The sequence below is a fragment of the Pseudomonas sp. RT4P38 genome (assembly GCF_054897765.1).
The window spans coordinates 6,502,952-6,517,940 of the sequence record NZ_CM142703.1 but is presented as its reverse complement, the minus strand read 5'-3'; the positions used below and the strand labels follow the sequence as shown (position 1 = coordinate 6,517,940).

19 protein-coding genes are annotated in these 14,989 nt (G+C 60.7%); 4 read left to right on the top strand and 15 right to left on the bottom strand.

Annotation, left to right across the window (positions count from 1 at the left end; translation table 11 throughout):
* Nucleotides 1-60: 60 nt before the first annotated feature.
* Nucleotides 61-855: a thiazole synthase gene (locus tag ACYZT7_RS30390; protein WP_007897902.1), complete on the top strand. Its 795-nt coding sequence runs from the start codon at nt 61-63 to the stop codon at nt 853-855.
* 9 nt (nt 856-864) lie between these two features.
* Nucleotides 865-1,590: a tRNA (guanosine(46)-N7)-methyltransferase TrmB gene (trmB, locus tag ACYZT7_RS30385; protein WP_462039336.1), complete on the top strand. Its 726-nt coding sequence runs from the start codon at nt 865-867 to the stop codon at nt 1,588-1,590.
* Between the two features lie 132 nt (nt 1,591-1,722).
* On the opposite strand, the gene ACYZT7_RS30380 is transcribed toward trmB, so the two are convergent.
* From ACYZT7_RS30380 to ACYZT7_RS30340, 9 genes are all read right to left on the bottom strand, one after another.
* Nucleotides 1,723-2,046: a DUF3392 domain-containing protein gene (locus ACYZT7_RS30380; RefSeq protein ID WP_090178584.1), complete on the bottom strand. Its 324-nt coding sequence runs from the start codon at nt 2,044-2,046 to the stop codon at nt 1,723-1,725.
* A gap of 22 nt (nt 2,047-2,068) precedes the next feature.
* Nucleotides 2,069-3,274 carry a radical SAM family heme chaperone HemW gene (gene hemW / locus ACYZT7_RS30375; RefSeq protein ID WP_462039335.1) on the bottom strand — a complete coding sequence of 402 codons (1,206 nt, stop codon included), beginning with the start codon at nt 3,272-3,274 and terminating at the stop codon, nt 2,069-2,071.
* Nucleotides 3,271-3,867: an RdgB/HAM1 family non-canonical purine NTP pyrophosphatase gene (gene rdgB / locus ACYZT7_RS30370; protein WP_462039334.1), complete on the bottom strand. Its 597-nt coding sequence runs from the start codon at nt 3,865-3,867 to the stop codon at nt 3,271-3,273. Before rdgB ends, hemW begins: the two co-directional genes overlap by 4 nt.
* The gene (locus ACYZT7_RS30365; protein ID WP_462039333.1) at nt 3,864-4,298 is read right to left on the bottom strand and encodes a DUF4426 domain-containing protein; all 435 of its coding nucleotides are present in this window, start codon (nt 4,296-4,298) and stop codon (nt 3,864-3,866) included. Before ACYZT7_RS30365 ends, rdgB begins: the two co-directional genes overlap by 4 nt.
* A 26-nt stretch (nt 4,299-4,324) precedes the next feature.
* On the bottom strand, nt 4,325-4,945 hold the full coding sequence (metW, locus tag ACYZT7_RS30360; protein ID WP_149628312.1) for a methionine biosynthesis protein MetW: 621 nt from the start codon (nt 4,943-4,945) through the stop codon (nt 4,325-4,327).
* A 25-nt stretch (nt 4,946-4,970) separates the two neighbouring features.
* Complete coding sequence (metX, locus tag ACYZT7_RS30355) at nt 4,971-6,113, bottom strand: homoserine O-succinyltransferase MetX (protein WP_462039332.1); 1,143 nt, start codon at nt 6,111-6,113, stop codon at nt 4,971-4,973.
* 196 nt (nt 6,114-6,309) lie between these two features.
* A complete protein-coding gene (locus ACYZT7_RS30350; RefSeq protein ID WP_462039331.1) occupies nt 6,310-6,900 on the bottom strand; it encodes a YggT family protein in 591 nt (196 codons plus the stop codon).
* Nucleotides 6,901-6,910: 10 nt separating this feature from the next.
* A complete protein-coding gene (gene proC, locus ACYZT7_RS30345) occupies nt 6,911-7,729 on the bottom strand; it encodes a pyrroline-5-carboxylate reductase (RefSeq protein WP_462039330.1) in 819 nt (272 codons plus the stop codon).
* 33 nt (nt 7,730-7,762) lie between these two features.
* The gene (locus ACYZT7_RS30340; RefSeq protein WP_462039329.1) at nt 7,763-8,461 is read right to left on the bottom strand and encodes a YggS family pyridoxal phosphate-dependent enzyme; all 699 of its coding nucleotides are present in this window, start codon (nt 8,459-8,461) and stop codon (nt 7,763-7,765) included.
* Nucleotides 8,462-8,517: 56 nt separating this feature from the next.
* Here ACYZT7_RS30340 and ACYZT7_RS30335 point away from each other — a divergent pair, with 56 nt between their 5' ends.
* Nucleotides 8,518-9,552 carry a type IV pilus twitching motility protein PilT gene (locus tag ACYZT7_RS30335; protein ID WP_462039328.1) on the top strand — a complete coding sequence of 345 codons (1,035 nt, stop codon included), beginning with the start codon at nt 8,518-8,520 and terminating at the stop codon, nt 9,550-9,552.
* Between the two features lie 142 nt (nt 9,553-9,694).
* Here the strand turns inward: ACYZT7_RS30335 and ACYZT7_RS30330 are convergent, their stop codons facing one another.
* On the bottom strand, nt 9,695-10,312 hold the full coding sequence (locus tag ACYZT7_RS30330) for a C40 family peptidase (RefSeq protein WP_462039327.1): 618 nt from the start codon (nt 10,310-10,312) through the stop codon (nt 9,695-9,697).
* Between the two features lie 249 nt (nt 10,313-10,561).
* Between ACYZT7_RS30330 and ACYZT7_RS30325 the strand changes: the two genes are divergently transcribed.
* Nucleotides 10,562-10,993, top strand: coding sequence for an NINE protein (locus ACYZT7_RS30325; RefSeq protein WP_462039326.1), 432 nt, complete (start codon nt 10,562-10,564; stop codon nt 10,991-10,993).
* Nucleotides 10,994-11,032: 39 nt separating this feature from the next.
* On the opposite strand, the gene ACYZT7_RS30320 is transcribed toward ACYZT7_RS30325, so the two are convergent.
* From ACYZT7_RS30320 to ACYZT7_RS30300, 5 genes are all read right to left on the bottom strand, one after another.
* Entirely contained in the window at nt 11,033-12,304 is a 1,272-nt protein-coding gene (locus ACYZT7_RS30320; protein WP_462039325.1) for a dihydroorotase, read from the bottom strand.
* On the bottom strand, nt 12,301-13,305 hold the full coding sequence (locus ACYZT7_RS30315; protein ID WP_007913665.1) for an aspartate carbamoyltransferase catalytic subunit: 1,005 nt from the start codon (nt 13,303-13,305) through the stop codon (nt 12,301-12,303). Before ACYZT7_RS30315 ends, ACYZT7_RS30320 begins: the two co-directional genes overlap by 4 nt.
* 27 nt (nt 13,306-13,332) lie before the next feature.
* Nucleotides 13,333-13,836 carry a bifunctional pyr operon transcriptional regulator/uracil phosphoribosyltransferase PyrR gene (pyrR, locus tag ACYZT7_RS30310; RefSeq protein WP_462039324.1) on the bottom strand — a complete coding sequence of 168 codons (504 nt, stop codon included), beginning with the start codon at nt 13,834-13,836 and terminating at the stop codon, nt 13,333-13,335.
* 98 nt (nt 13,837-13,934) lie between these two features.
* Nucleotides 13,935-14,372 (bottom strand): Holliday junction resolvase RuvX, encoded by a 438-nt coding sequence (gene ruvX, locus ACYZT7_RS30305; RefSeq protein ID WP_090178626.1) that lies wholly within the window; start codon nt 14,370-14,372, stop codon nt 13,935-13,937.
* Nucleotides 14,372-14,944 (bottom strand): YqgE/AlgH family protein, encoded by a 573-nt coding sequence (locus ACYZT7_RS30300; protein WP_462039323.1) that lies wholly within the window; start codon nt 14,942-14,944, stop codon nt 14,372-14,374. Before ACYZT7_RS30300 ends, ruvX begins: the two co-directional genes overlap by 1 nt.
* Between the last annotated feature and the right edge of the window lie 45 nt (nt 14,945-14,989).

Below are 14,989 nucleotides of genomic sequence, written 5' to 3'. Positions count from 1 at the left end.
TCGCCCGGCCCGCAAGGGCACAGAATTCTGCAAGAACCTCACCCCTACAGAGGATTTCCCATGAGCATCGTTCGTAGCGACAAGCCCTTCGTCCTGGCCGGTCGTACTTACCAGTCGCGTTTGCTGGTAGGCACCGGCAAGTACCGCGACATGGAAGAAACCCGCCTGGCCATCGAGGCCTCGGGTGCCGAGATCGTCACATTCGCCGTGCGCCGCACCAACCTCGGCCAGAACCCGGGCGAACCAAACCTGCTCGAAGTCCTGTCGCCGGATCGCTACACCTTCCTGCCTAACACCGCCGGTTGCTTCGACGCTACCGAGGCTGTGCGCACCTGTCGCTTGGCCCGTGAGCTGCTCGGCGGCCACAACCTGGTGAAGCTGGAAGTGCTGGCGGACCAGAAAACCCTGTTCCCTAACGTGATCGAGACCCTCAAGGCCGCCGAAGTGCTGGTCAAGGAAGGTTTCGACGTGATGGTTTACACCAGCGATGACCCGATCATCGCCCGTCAACTGGCGGAAATCGGCTGCATCGCGGTGATGCCGCTGGCCGGTCTGATCGGTACAGGCCTTGGGATCTGCAACCCGTACAACCTGCAGATCATCCTCGAAGAAGCCAAGATTCCGGTGCTGGTGGATGCCGGTGTCGGTACCGCTTCCGACGCCACCATCGCGATGGAGCTGGGTTGCGAAGCGGTGCTGATGAACTCGGCCATCGCCCATGCCCAGCAGCCGATCATGATGGCTGAAGCCATGAAACACGCCATCGTTGCAGGCCGCCTGGCCTACCTCGCCGGCCGCATGCCGAAAAAACTCTATGCCAGCGCCTCCTCGCCGCTGGATGGTCTGATCAAGTAAGAGCCATTGATGACTGAATCAAACGACACGCCAATCCAGACGGAAGAAGGCGAAGAGCGCCAACACCGCCGCATCAAGAGTTTCGTGATGCGCGCCGGACGCATGACCGAAGGCCAGCAAAAAGGCCTGGAGCAGGGCACGCCGCTGTTCGTCCTGCCGCTGGCCGATGCGCCGGTGGACTTCGATCAGGTGTTCGGCCGTTCGGCGCCGCGCTCCCTGGAAATCGGCTTCGGCATGGGTCATTCGCTGCTGGAAATGGCCGCGGCCTCGCCGGAACAGGATTTTATCGGCGTGGAAGTGCACCGTCCGGGTGTTGGTGCGCTGCTCAATGGCGTGCTGACTCAAGGCCTGACCAACCTGCGCGTCTACGATTGCGACGCGATCGAAGTGCTCAACCGCTGCGTGGCCGACAACAGCCTCGATCGCCTGATGCTGTTTTTCCCGGACCCGTGGCACAAGAGCCGTCACCACAAGCGCCGTATCGTTCAGGCATCGTTCGCTGAACTGGTACGCAGCAAGTTGAAGGTCGGCGGTGTGCTGCACATGGCCACCGACTGGGAACCGTACGCCGAGTACATGCAGGAAGTGATGAACGTTGCGCCGGGTTACCGCAACCTGGCCGAAGACGGCAAATACGTCCCGCGCCCGGCCGAGCGCCCGATCACCAAGTTCGAACGCCGCGGCGAACGTCTTGGGCATGGCGTGTGGGACCTGAAGTTCGAAAAACAGTCTTAAGCCGTAACGCAATAAAAACTGTGGGAGCGAGCTTGCTCGCGATGAGGCCATCACATTCAACATCTATGTTGGCTGTTATACCGCCATCGCGAGCAAGCTCGCTCCCACATTGGTTTTGTGTGTTGTTTAGATTCAGCGGCGGTCGGCGACGACGCCGATGAGCACCAGCACCACCAACAACACCGGCGCCAGGCTGTAGTTGTTGAACTGGCTCAGGCCTTTGATGATCCACGGCGTGGCGTAGATCAGCGCCACGCCGCTGCCGACCATGCACAGCAGGGCCATTAGCGGGACGCGCAAGGCGCCGGCGATGCTGCCCAGGCGTTGGTCGACCCAGCCTTTGATGTCGGCGCCAAACAACACCAGCAGGCAGCCCACCAGTGCCAGAGCGATTTCCGACAGGTTGCTACGGCTCCAGCGGGACGCGGTGGCGAGCAGGTCGAGTATCAAATCCATTCGTTTTCCCTTAAGGCTGAAATCAGCTCAGAAATGTCTGCAGCAAGTCATTGAGAAAGAGTTGTCCGCGCTCGGTGGCCGCCAGACGTGACGGTTCGACCTGCAACAAGCCACTTTGTTCGGCGACCCGGCGGCCTTCGGCGAGGCTTTCCAATGCAAGCCCGGTGCGCTCCGGATACAGCCGCGATTCAACACCTGCCGTCAGGCGCAAGGCGTTCATCAGGAACTCGAACGGCAGCTCTTCATTGGTCAGGGCTTTCTCACCAGCCTTGAAGCTTTTGGCCGGGTTGAGGTAGTCCTTCGGCAGACGGGTTTTCCAGGTACGGACGATGCGTCCGTCCGGATGGCTGAGCTTGCCGTGGGCGCCGGCACCGATGCCGATGAAGTCGCCGAAACTCCAGTAATTGAGGTTATGCCGCGCCGCACGATCGGGCTGCGCGTAAGCCGAGACTTCGTATTGCGCGTAACCGTGTTCGGCTAACAGCGCCTGGCCGGCTTCCTGAATGTCCCACAGGGTGTCGTCTTCCGGCAGCGTCGGCGGCTGGTTCCAGAACACCGTGTTCGGCTCCAGGGTCAGCTGATACCAGGATAAGTGGGTCGGCTTCAGGGCAATGGCCTGGCGCAGATCGCTCAGGGCGTCGTCCAGGGACTGATCGGGTAAACCGTGCATCAGGTCCAGATTGAAGTTGTCGAACCCGGCCAGACGGGCCATGCCGGCGGCACGTACCGCTTCGTCGCCGTTGTGGATCCGCCCCAGCGCTTTGAGTTTCTCTTCCTGAAAACTCTGGATACCAATCGACAGGCGATTGATGCCCAGCGCCCGGTAGGCAACGAACTTCTCTTGTTCAAACGTCCCCGGATTGGCTTCCAGCGTGATTTCGATGTCGCTGGCAAACGGAATGCGCTGCTCGACGCCTTTGAGCAAACGGCCCAAAGCGTCGGCGCTAAACAGGCTCGGCGTGCCGCCACCAAAGAAGATCGAGCTCAGCTCACGGCCATAGACCGCATGCAGGTCCTGATCGAGGTCGGCCAGCAGCGCGTCCACATAGTCTTCTTCCGGCAACACCGGGCTGGCGGTGTGGGAATTGAAGTCGCAATAAGGGCATTTGCGCACACACCACGGGATGTGGATGTACAGCGCCAAGGGCGGCAGCGTTGGCAGCGCGGCCCGTGGCGATTGTGCGTCGCCGCCGAAGATTAGCGGCGATGCGGATGAGTCGTGGATCATTTCAGGCCCAGACGCTGGCGCAGCAGATCCATTGCACGGGCGCGGTGGCTGATGAGGTTCTTGTCGCTGGGGCTCAGCTCGGCACTCGAGCAATCGCGCTCCGGCACCCAGAACAGCGGGTCGTAACCAAAGCCGTGCTGACCGCTGGCCTCGGTGAGGATACGCCCGTGCCACAGGCCTTCGCAGAGGATCGGTAACGGATCGTCGGCATGCCGCACCAGCGCCAGCACACAGACGAACTGCGCGCCGCGCTCGTCTTGCGGCACGTCTTTCAACACATCGAGCAGTTTGGCGTTATTCGCCGCATCGCCCTGGCCATCGGCGTAACGGGCTGAGTAGATACCCGGCGCACCGCCGAGGAAATCCACGGCCAGCCCGGAATCGTCGGCCAGCGCCGGCAGGCCGGAGATGCGCGCGGCATTGCGGGCCTTGAGGATGGCGTTCTCGACGAACGACAAGCCGGTTTCTTCAGGCTCGACGCTGCTGAACTCGCCGATCGAGCGCAGTTGCACCGATTCGCCGAGCATGGCCTGGAGTTCCTTGAGTTTGCCGGCGTTATGGCTGGCCAGTACGAGTTGCGTGAAATTGATCATTGGCCGGGGAAAAGCTCTTGTTGGAAACTGATGGTGTTGGTTTTGTCGCCGGTTTTAACATCGATCTTGAAGGTGCGGGTTTCCTGCTGATCCACCGGGAATTGCGCGATGTAGTAGATCGCGCCTTGTTCGGTGATCTGTTTGAATTTCAGCGGGACGGTTTGGCTGGTCAGGTCTTTCACCGACCCGCTGACTTGGGCGGTCAGCGGCTTGCCGTCCTTGATCACCGAAACGTTGATCACACCCTGGTTCTTGCTGCGCACCAGCTCCGTCGATTTGGCGATGTCCGGCGTCAGAAAGGTGGAGTTGAAGGTGTTGTAATGCACCGTCACGTCGCCAAAGGTTTCCTGACGATCGCCTTTGATGGCGTCGGCGGCCATGGCGGTGACGCTCAGGCAGGCAGTAAGTACAAACAGCGCTAGACGACCCATGATCGTTCTCCTCGAAGTGTCGTGACTCAGACCGCGACCTTGTGGTCTTGCAGCCCGGGGCTGCTGACGCGGTAAATACCGATTTCACCTAATAGATTAGGCCATAGCTTACTGGCCCACCCGTGGCGGTGCTGTTGATCCACGGCAAGCCGATCAATGACCTTGGCTTCACGTTCGCGACACAACGCTTCAAAGTCTTCGAAGGTGCAAAAGTGGATGTTCGGTGTGTTGTACCAGGTGTACGGCAGAAAATCGGACACCGGCATCCGGCCCTTGCTCGCCAGGTACCAGCGGCAGCGCCAGTGACCGAAGTTGGGAAAGGTGATGATGCACTGGCGACCGACGCGCAGCATTTCGTCGAGGATCTTGTCCGGGTAGTGCACGGCTTGCAGTGCCTGGGTCATGACCACGACGTCGAAGCTGTTGCTGGCAAAGTTGCCCAGGCCCTTGTCCAGGTCCTGCTCGATGACGTTGATGCCCTTGGCCACACACTCGGCAATGTTGTCCGGGTCGTTTTCCAGGCCATAGCCAGTGACTTGCTTGTTATCACGCAGCCAGGTCAGCAATTCACCGTCGCCGCAACCGAGGTCGAGCACGCGGCTGCCGGCGGGGATCCATTCCTGGATGATTTCCAGATCGGCTCTCATGGCTTTCTCCCCAAGTGATAACGGCTCATATAAGCGAAATTCGGTTCATGTAGTTGCGAAAAGCCTGCAAGTAACGCGGGATCGGAATCAGAAAGGCGTCGTGGCCTTGCGGAGCGTCGATCTCCAGGTAGCAGACGTCTTTCCTGGCCGCCATCAGCGCGTCCACCAGTTCTCGCGAGCGGGCAGGGGAGAAGCGCCAGTCGGTGGTGAAGGACATCACGCAGAACTTGGCCTGGACGTTGGCGAAGGTTTTCGCCAGGTCATCGTCGAAGTTCGCCGCCGGATCGAAGTAGTCCAGCGCCTTGGTCATCAGCAGGTACGTGTTGGCGTCGAAACGCCCGGAGAACTCTTCGCCCTGATAACGCAGGTAGCTTTCGACCTGGAACTCGACGCTGTGGAAGTCGTAGTTGAGCTTTTCGCTCTTCAGGCCCCGGCCGAATTTCTCGCCCATGGAGTCGTCTGACAGGTACGTGATGTGTCCGACCATCCGCGCCAGCATCAAACCGCGCTTGGGGATCACGCCCGCTTCCTGGAACGAACCGCCGTGGAATTCGGGGTCGGTGAGGATCGCCTGGCGCGCCACTTCGTTGAAGGCAATGTTCTGCGCCGACAGCTTGGGTGCCGAGGCGATGGCCAGGCAGTGTCGAATGCGATCAGGGTAAGTGATGCTCCACTGCATGGCCTGCATGCCACCGAGACTGCCGCCAATCACGGCGGCCCATTGGCTGATGCCGAGCAGGTCTGCCAGGCGTGCCTGGCTGTGAACCCAGTCTTCTACGGTCAGTACCGGGAAGTCGGCGCCAAACGGCTTGCCGGTGTCCGGATTGACGCTGCTCGGGCCGGTCGAGCCATTGCAACCACCGAGGTTGTTCAGGCTGACCACGAAGAACTTGTGGGTGTCGATCGGTTTGCCGGGGCCGATGCAGCTGTCCCACCAACCGGGCTTGCGATCGTCGGGGCTGTGGAAACCGGCAGCGTGATGGTGACCGGATAAGGCGTGGCAGATCAGCACGGCGTTGCTCGCCGTGGCGTTCAGCGTGCCGTAGGTTTCATAGATCAGGTCATAAGCTGGGAGCGAACGGCCGCAGGCCAAGGCCAGGGGTTCACTGAAGTGCGCCACTTGCGGCGTCACCAGACCAACAGAATCGGGGGGAAAGGCAGCTGGCATCGACCCTGCTCTCGTTGAAATGAGGCGTAAGTCTAAAGACCGCTGCCTCTAGCAGCAAGCTAACGCCGGGCCTGATTTCATTCAGTAGACCGAGGTGCGGCCATCGCGGGCAAGCCACGCTCCCACATCTAGAATGCGTTTCCCTGTGGGAGCGTGGCTTGCCCGCGAAAGAACGATGACGCGGTGAGCCTGCCGGTCAGATGAGCAGACGGAGGATTTCCGGCATCATCGTCATGGCGGCGAGGTTGTTGATCACCAGCATGTCGATCAGCTTGAGCACAATGAACGCCAGGATCGGCGAGATATCCAGGCCGCCCATGCTGGGCAGGATCTTGCGGAACGGCGCCAGGGCCGGTTCGCAGATCTGGTTCACCAGTTCGGCGCCAGGGTTATGGCTGCCCGGTGCAACCCACGACAGGATCACGCTGATGATCAGGGCAAAGAAGAAAATCTTCAGGAACAGCGCGGTCACGCCAATCAGCGACCAGATCAGCAATTGCAGCGGGTTGCCGATGGTGCCGTAAGTCAGCAGCAGGGTCAGGGCCATCAGCGCCAGTTGCACGAGGATTGCCAGCACCAGCGAGGACATGTCCAGGCCGAACATGCTTGGGATAATCCGGCGCAGTGGCTTGAGCAGCGGTTGAGTGGCTTTTACAGCGAACTGGCAGAGCGGGTTGTAGAAGTTCGCGCGTACCAGTTGCAGCACGAAGCGCAGCAGCACGATCAGCAGGTACAGGCTGCCGAGGGTTTGCAGCACGTAGACCGCTGCAGTGTTCAATCCAATCATGTAAGGCTCCTTATTGACCCAATTGTTCGGCCATCTCGGCCGAGCGGTGCGCCGCGGCGCCGAGTGCTTTTTCTACCAGGGCTTCGAAGCCGCCGGCCTGGAACGACTTGATCGCCGCTTCCGTCGTGCCCGCAGGCGACGTCACGCGGCGACGCAATTCAGCAGCGTCGACGTCACTGGCTACCGCCATGTGAGCAGCGCCCAAAGCGGTTTGCAGAGTCAGTTGTGCAGCGGTTTCCGGCGGCAGGCCAAGTTTCACGCCCGCGGCGGTCATGGCTTCGATCAGCAGGAAGAAGTACGCCGGGCCCGAGCCGGAAACGGCGGTGACCGCGTCCAGTTGTTGCTCTTCGTTCAGCCACAGAGCAATGCCGACGGCCGACAGCAGCTCTTCGGCTTGCTGGCGTTGTTCGGCGTTCACTTCGGCGGTGGCGAACAAACCGCTCACGCCCTGACGCACCAGCGCCGGGGTGTTGGGCATGCAGCGCACGATCGGTTGGGCGCCGAGCCAGTTGTTCATGCTGGCGCAGGTGATGCCGGCAGCAATCGAGACCACCAGTTGATTCGGCTTGAGGCTTGGGCGAATCGCTTCGCAGACGGCTTTCATCGCTTGGGGTTTGACCGCCAGTACGACGACGTCAGCGCCCTGGATGGCGTCGCTGTTGTCGGCGAATACTTCAACGCCGTGTTCAGCGTTCACTTTGGCGCGGGTTTCAGCGCCCGGATCACTGGCGCGAATCTGAGCGGCGTCCAGACCTTTGGCGCGCAGGCCACCGATCAGGCTGGCGGCCATGTTGCCGGCACCGATAAAGGCAATACGAGTTTTGCTCATGTCAGGTCCTTATAAAGAGAGGCGACAGCCACGTTATGGCTGGCCATGCATTTTTTGAGAGCCGCGAGCACCAAACAGGGCCGTACCAATACGGACCCAAGTGGCGCCCATGGCGATGGCCGACTCGAGGTCGTGGCTCATGCCCATGGAAAGTGTGTCGAGCGGCAGGTTCAGGCTGGCTTGCAGGCGCTGCACGGCAGCAAAAGCGGCATCCTGGGCGGCGCGATCTTCAGTCGGCTCGGGGATTGCCATCAACCCGCGCAGCTTGATGCGTGGCAGTTCGCTGATGGCATTGGCCAAGGCTGGCAGGTCGGCCGGGGTGCAGCCGGACTTGCTGGCTTCACCGCTGACGTTGACCTGGATACAGATGTTCAGTGGTGGCAAATCGGCAGGACGTTGTTCGGACAGACGTTGTGCGATTTTCAAACGATCCACGGAATGCACCCAGGCGAAATGCTCGGCGATAGCGCGAGTCTTGTTCGATTGAATGGGGCCGATGAAGTGCCAGATCAAGGGCAGGTCGGCCAATTCGAGCTGTTTGCTCAGGGCTTCCTGCAGGTAGTTCTCGCCAAAGTCGCGGATCCCGGCGGCATGCGCTTCACGCACGGCCTCGGCCGACTTGGTCTTGCTCACGGCCAGCAGCTGGACGCTGTCTTCGTCGCGCTTTGCGGCGACGGCAGCGGCGTAGATGCGTGAACTAACCTGAAGAATGTTGTCTGCTATCGTGGACATCAAGAGGCGCCAGCGGTCTGAAGGTTGGCGGCATTCTACTGGAATTGAGGAGCGCTATGGATATCACTGAGCTGCTGGCCTTCAGCGCTAAACAAGGAGCGTCCGACCTGCACCTGTCCGCCGGCCTGCCGCCGATGATCCGTGTCGATGGCGATGTGCGGCGCATCAATTTGCCCGCCCTGGACCACAAGCAGGTTCAGGCGCTGATCTACGACATCATGAACGACACTCAGCGGGTGGACTTCGAAAAGCACCTGGAAACCGACTTCTCCTTTGACGTGCCCGGCGTGGCACGCTTTCGGGTTAACGCGTTCAACCAGAATCGGGGGGCCGGCGCGGTGTTCCGGACCATTCCGTCCAAGGTCCTGAGCATGGACGATCTCGGAATGGGAGAAGTGTTTCGCAAGATTACCGAAGCACCGCGGGGGCTGGTGCTGGTGACCGGTCCGACCGGTTCCGGCAAATCCACCACCCTGGCGGCGATGATCGATCACCTGAACACCCATCGTCATCACCACATCCTCACCATCGAAGACCCGATCGAGTTCGTCCACGAGTCGCGCAAATGCTTGATCAACCAGCGTGAAGTCCATCGTGATACTCGCAGTTTCGCCACGGCTCTACGCTCGGCCCTGCGGGAGGATCCGGACGTGATTCTGGTCGGTGAGATGCGGGATCTCGAGACCATTCGCCTGGCGTTGACCGCCGCCGAAACCGGTCACCTGGTGTTCGGCACGCTGCACACGACATCGGCGGCAAAAACCATCGACCGCGTGGTGGACGTGTTTCCGGGGGACGAGAAGTCGATGGTCCGTTCGATGCTGTCCGAGTCGTTACTGGCGGTGGTGTCGCAGACGCTGGTCAAGAAGATCGGCGGCGGGCGGATTGCAGCCCACGAAATCATGCTCGGTACGTCAGCGATCCGTAACCTGATCCGCGAAGACAAGGTGGCGCAGATGTACTCATCGATTCAGACCGGCGGAAACCTGGGAATGCAGACGCTGGATATGTGCCTGAAGGAGCTGGTGAGCAAGGGCTTGATCAGCCGCGAGCATGCGCGGGAGAAGGCGCGTTCGCCGGATGGGTTTTGAGGGATCGAGTGTGGACCTGTGGCGAGGGGACTTGTCCCCGTTGGACTGCGCAGCAGTCCCGATTTTGGGGTCGCTTCGCAACCCAACGGGGACAAGTCCCCTCGCCACAAGTGCCCGCCTTCAGGAGGTAGAGGATTTCAAATCAGCGCTGAACAACCTGCAGGGTGTTCTTCTCTTTCGGCATAACCCGCTTGGCAACCACGTAGTGTTTTTGCCAGTACGGTTTCTTCAGGGTGTCGATGCTCACCGACTTGCCACGACGCGGTGCGTGGATGAAGCGGTCGTTGCCCAGGTAGATGGCAACGTGATTGACCCGACGACTCTTGATATTGAAGAAAATCAGGTCGCCCGGTTTCAGGTCGTTGCGATCGACTTTGTCGCCATGACCGCTAGCCATCGCATTGGACGTGCGCGGCAGGTCAAACGTGGCGTCATTGAACGCGTATTTCACCAGACCACTGCAGTCGAACCCTTTACTTGGGCTGCTGCCGCCCCAACGGTAGGGTGTACCGAGGACGTTGACTGCGCGGCTCAGCACGTCGCTGCTTTCCTTGGTCGCCATTGGCGGAACCAGGCTGCTTTTGCTGCTCAACTGGGGAGCGCGTTTTACGGTCTGTTTGTTTTTGCTCGAAGGAGCAGAAACATGTGATTTTTGGGTGTAACCATTAACGTTAGGAAGACGTTGCTCACGATTGGTGGCGTGGGCGGCCAGTGGCATCAAAAGGCAAATGGTTAGCCATGTCTTGAAAAATGGACGCATTAGGCAAGGCTCATATAAGTTAGCGCGCAACTTTATAACAGCTTTTTTGCCCCTTCCGAGGCCGTTGGTCGATTCAACTTGAGGGCAACGGAACCAAATAAGCTGTAAATGGACGCAATTGTCGGACACAAGTCAGGTGTGACAAGGCTTTGACGGGAGACAAGGTAACATCTGCCATACGTCGGCCACCTGTAAAAAAGTCACAAAGAATTCAAGAATATTTATCTATCGTGTGAATCGAGGTCCTTCATGAACACCTATCAACAGCCCGTTCCGCAGCAAGACACACACAGCAAAGTGATTGGTTATCTGCTGTGGATTTTGGGTTTTACCGGCGCTCACCGCTTCTATTACGGCAAGCCGGTGACCGGGACGATCTGGTTCTTCACCTTTGGTTTGTTGGGTATCGGTTGGCTGATTGATTTGTTTCTGATCCCGGCCATGGATCGCGAAGCAGACCTGCGTTTCACCGCCGGACCTATCGAGTACAACGTGGCGTGGATTCTGCTGACGTTTCTTGGTGTTTTTGGCGTACACCGGATGTATCAGGGCAAATGGATCAGCGGGTTGCTGTACCTGTTAACGGGCGGGGTGTTCTTTCTGGGGATTTTGTATGACTTCTGGACGCTGAATGACCAGGTGTCGATTCGCAATGCGCAGAACAGAGGCGCCTTCCATTGAGGCATTCCCACGCGGAGCGTGGGAATGATCAGGTCGCGCTTACGCCTGGTGGCTAATCCGTCCATCCACCAGGGTGTAACGCACCACGCCCGGCAGGCTGTGGCCAATGAACGGGCAGTTTTCGCCCTTGGACAGCCAGGTTTCACCGGCCACGGTCGAAGCCGCCGGATCGAACAGCACGATGTCCGCCGCACCACCCACCGCCAGCTTGCCCGCCGGCAGGCGCAACGCTTCGGCAGGTCCAGCGCTGAGGCGTGCCAGCAGCGTTGGCAGGTCCAGTAAACCGTCTTCCACCAGTGTCATCGCCAACGGCAGCAGCAGTTCAACGCTGCTGATGCCCGGCTCGGTGGCACCGAACGGCGCCAGTTTGGCGTCCCGCTCGTGGGGTTGGTGATGACTGGAGATCGCCGACACCACACCCGATTTCACAGCTTCACGCAGGCCGTCGCGGTCGGCGCGGGTGCGCAGCGGCGGCTGGACGTGATAGAGGCTGCTGAAGTCGATCAGCGCTTCGTCAGTCAGAATCAGCTGATACAAGGCCACATCGGCGGTCACCGGCAACCCGCGAGCCTGGGCCTGAGCGATCAGGGCCACGCCACGAGCGCTGGTGAGCTGACTGAAGTGCGCGCGCACGCCACTTTGCTCGACCAGCAGCAGATCCCGGGCCAGAGCCACGGTTTCAGCGGTTTCCGGAATGCCCGGCAAACCGAGGAAACTGGCGGTCGGGCCTTCGTGGGCCAGGCCCCCTTCGGCCAGGTCATGGTCCTGAGAGTTGAAAATCACCGTCAGGTCGAATGTGGCGGCGTATTCCAGCGCCCGGCACAGCGTGCGGCTGTTGCGAAAGCTCTCCAGGCCGTTGCCGAAGGCCACGCAGCCGGCATCGCGCAAGGCAACGAGCTCCGCAAGCTGTTCGCCGTCCAGGCCTTTGCTCAGGGCGCCAATCGGGAAGACTTTGGTGTTGCCGGCCTCGCGGGCGCGGTCGAGGATCAGTTCGGCCACGGCCGAAGTGTCCAGCACCGGTTTGGTTTTCGGCGGGCAGCACAGGCTGGTGACGCCACCGGCCGCAGCGGCGCGGGTTTCGCTGATGATCGAGCCCTTGCGGCTGTAACCTGGTTCGCGCAGGGCGACGTTCAGGTCAACCAGGCCAGGCGCGGCCACCAGACCTTTGGCGTCGATGGTCTCGACCGGGACAAAACCGGCCGGTGCCGCGCCAATGGCGACGATCTTGCAGGCTTCAACATGAATATCGGTAACTTGATCCAGGCCGCTGGCCGGATCGATGACGCGGGCGCCGAGAATGCTGAGCTTCACTGGGCGTTCTCCTGCTCGAATTGGCGCTGGGCAGTCTGCCCGCTCATGGCCATGGACAACACAGCCATACGAATCGCGATGCCGTAGGTGACCTGGTTGAGGATCACCGAGTGCGGGCCGTCGGCCACCGCCGACTCAATCTCCACACCCCGGTTGATCGGCCCCGGGTGCATGACGATGCAATCCGGCTTGGCCCCGGCCAGGCGCGCGGTGGTCAGGCCGAACAGGCGGTAGAACTCGCCTTCGCTCGGCAACAGGCCGCCGGTCATGCGTTCGCGTTGCAAGCGCAGCATGATCACTACGTCGACGTCTTTCAGGCCTTCGGTCATGTCGGTGTAAACCTTCACGCCGTATTGCTCGATGCCGATCGGCAGCAGGGTTTTCGGCGCGATCACACGGATGTCCGGGCAACCGAGGGTTTTCAAGGCCAGCATGTTCGAGCGCGCGACCCGCGAGTGCAGGATGTCGCCAACGATGGCCACCGAGAGGTTTTCGAAGCCGCCCTTGTGCCGACGGATGGTGAGCATGTCGAGCATGCCCTGGGTCGGGTGGGCGTGACGGCCGTCGCCGCCGTTGATGATCGCCACTTGCGGGCAGACATGTTCGGCAATGAAGTGCGCCGCGCCGGAATCGCCGTGACGCACGACGAACATGTCAGCGGCCATGGCTTCAAGGTTGCGCAGGGTGTCGAGCAGGGTTTCGCCCTTGCTTGCCGACGAGGTGGACACGTTCAGCGTGATCACGTCCGCCGACAACCGCTGGGCCGCCAGCTCGAAGGTGGTGCGGGTGCGGGTGGAGTTCTCGAAGAACACGTTGCACACGGTCTTGCCGCGCAGCAACGGGACTTTTTTCACCGCCCGGGCGCCGACTTCGAGGAACGAGTCGGCGGTGTCGAGGATTTCCGTCAGCAGTTCGCGGCGCAAACCGTCGAGCGAGAGGAAGTGGCGCAGCTGGCCCTGATCATTGAGCTGCAGCGGGCGCTTGGTATCTAGAGGCGTCATCGCGAGGGGGACTCTCAATAGGGCGAATTAAAGGGCGAGGTCTTGCAGTTCGAGCTTGAGTTCCGGGCCGGACAGTTTCACCCGCTCGTGGGCCGCCAGCGACAAGGTCTCGCCGACCACATTCGGGCGGATCGGCAGCTCGCCGGCGTCCAGGTCCAGCAGGCACACCAGCGTCACGCTGGCCGGGCGACCGTAGTCAAAGAGTTCGTTCAGGGCGGCACGGATGGTCCGACCGCTCATCAGCACGTCGTCGATCAGCACCAGGTGCTGGCCTTCGATCTCGAACGGCAGTGCGGACGGGCGCACTTGCGGGTGCAGGCCGTTCTGGCTGAAGTCATCGCGGTAGAAGGACACGTCGAGGGTACCAAGGGGCGAGTCGCTGCCCAGTTCATCGAGCAACGCCTGGGCGACCCAGACGCCGCCGGTACGAATGCCGATGTAGCGCGGTTCACCGATGCCACGGTGTTCCAAGTGTGCCTTGAGACGGATCGCCATCTGGCTGATCAGTTCGGCGGGATTGGGCAGGCTCATGGTTGCTCCTTCTTGGGCCCGAGCCGGTGCGTGCGGGGTTTGGCTCGGGTTTTCGCTATAGAGAGTCGCTTACAGCGGCTCTTTAGAATTAGATGCAGTCAGGACTCGAACAGTGCGCTGTTTTCGTCGAGCCAGCCTTGCAGCAGCAGGGCGGCGGCGATGGCATCGACCGGGTTGTCGCGGTAGCTGCCCTTTTGTCCGCCACGATCACGCCGTTCGCCCTTGGCTTCGAAGGTGGTGAGGCGTTCGTCGTGGGTATAGAAGGGCAGGTTGTAGCGGCCATTCAGGCGGCGGGCGAATTTCTCCGCGCGCAGGCACATGTCGCTCGGTGTGCCATCCATGTTCAGCGGTAGGCCGACGACTACAGCATCCGGTTTCCACTCTTTAATCAGGGCTTCGACCTGATTCCAGTCGGGAATACCATTTTGTGCCTTCAAGGTGCACAGCTCGCGGGCCTGGCCGGTAATCACCTGGCCGACCGCAACGCCGATCTGTTTGGTGCCGTAGTCGAAACCCAAAATCAGGCGCAGGGCCATCAGGCGTGCCCCGCCTGGCTGGTCAGCAGGCTGAGATTGACGCCCAGGTGCTTGGCCGCTGCTTCCAGGCGCAGTTCGCTGCTGGTGTTGAACAAAATATCGGCTTCGAACGGGCAGGTCAGCCAGGCGTTCTGGGCCAGTTCGGCTTCAAGCTGCCCGGCCTCCCAGCCCGCATAGCCAAGGGTGATTACACTCTTGGCCGGGCCGACGCCGTCGGCGATGGCGAACAGCACATCCTGGGACGTGGACAGGGAAAGGTCGCCCTCTAGATCAACGGTCGCCTGAAACGTCTTACCCGAGGGGTGCAGGACAAAACCGCGATCGGTCTGCACCGGGCCGCCGATGAAGATCGGCACATGCTGGCAGAGCACCGGCGGTTCGATGTCGGGGCGCAGTTGCTCGAGGATATCGGCCAGATTGAGGTCTTGCGGACGATTGACTACCAGCCCCATGGCACCATTGGCCGTGTGCTCGACAATGTAGGTCAAGGTGTGCGCAAAGTTCGGGTCGACCATGTGAGGCATGGCGATCAGGAAGTGATGCTTGAGGTAGGTGGGGCTGACGTTCTTCATAAGCGCTAGTGTGGCGTTGGAGGGGCGAACTGACAAGCTGGGGAT

Coding starts and splice junctions, on each gene's coding strand:
- ACYZT7_RS30390 (WP_007897902.1), top strand. CDS start 61: ATGAGCATCGTTCGTAGCGACAAGCCCTTCGTCCTGGCCGGTCGTACT.
- trmB (WP_462039336.1), top strand. CDS start 865: ATGACTGAATCAAACGACACGCCAATCCAGACGGAAGAAGGCGAAGAG.
- ACYZT7_RS30380 (WP_090178584.1), bottom strand. CDS start 2,046: ATGGATTTGATACTCGACCTGCTCGCCACCGCGTCCCGCTGGAGCCGT.
- hemW (WP_462039335.1), bottom strand. CDS start 3,274: ATGATCCACGACTCATCCGCATCGCCGCTAATCTTCGGCGGCGACGCA.
- rdgB (WP_462039334.1), bottom strand. CDS start 3,867: ATGATCAATTTCACGCAACTCGTACTGGCCAGCCATAACGCCGGCAAA.
- ACYZT7_RS30365 (WP_462039333.1), bottom strand. CDS start 4,298: ATGGGTCGTCTAGCGCTGTTTGTACTTACTGCCTGCCTGAGCGTCACC.
- metW (WP_149628312.1), bottom strand. CDS start 4,945: ATGAGAGCCGATCTGGAAATCATCCAGGAATGGATCCCCGCCGGCAGC.
- metX (WP_462039332.1), bottom strand. CDS start 6,113: ATGCCAGCTGCCTTTCCCCCCGATTCTGTTGGTCTGGTGACGCCGCAA.
- ACYZT7_RS30350 (WP_462039331.1), bottom strand. CDS start 6,900: ATGATTGGATTGAACACTGCAGCGGTCTACGTGCTGCAAACCCTCGGC.
- proC (WP_462039330.1), bottom strand. CDS start 7,729: ATGAGCAAAACTCGTATTGCCTTTATCGGTGCCGGCAACATGGCCGCC.
- ACYZT7_RS30340 (WP_462039329.1), bottom strand. CDS start 8,461: ATGTCCACGATAGCAGACAACATTCTTCAGGTTAGTTCACGCATCTAC.
- ACYZT7_RS30335 (WP_462039328.1), top strand. CDS start 8,518: ATGGATATCACTGAGCTGCTGGCCTTCAGCGCTAAACAAGGAGCGTCC.
- ACYZT7_RS30330 (WP_462039327.1), bottom strand. CDS start 10,312: ATGCGTCCATTTTTCAAGACATGGCTAACCATTTGCCTTTTGATGCCA.
- ACYZT7_RS30325 (WP_462039326.1), top strand. CDS start 10,562: ATGAACACCTATCAACAGCCCGTTCCGCAGCAAGACACACACAGCAAA.
- ACYZT7_RS30315 (WP_007913665.1), bottom strand. CDS start 13,305: ATGACGCCTCTAGATACCAAGCGCCCGCTGCAGCTCAATGATCAGGGC.
- pyrR (WP_462039324.1), bottom strand. CDS start 13,836: ATGAGCCTGCCCAATCCCGCCGAACTGATCAGCCAGATGGCGATCCGT.
- ruvX (WP_090178626.1), bottom strand. CDS start 14,372: ATGGCCCTGCGCCTGATTTTGGGTTTCGACTACGGCACCAAACAGATC.
- ACYZT7_RS30300 (WP_462039323.1), bottom strand. CDS start 14,944: ATGAAGAACGTCAGCCCCACCTACCTCAAGCATCACTTCCTGATCGCC.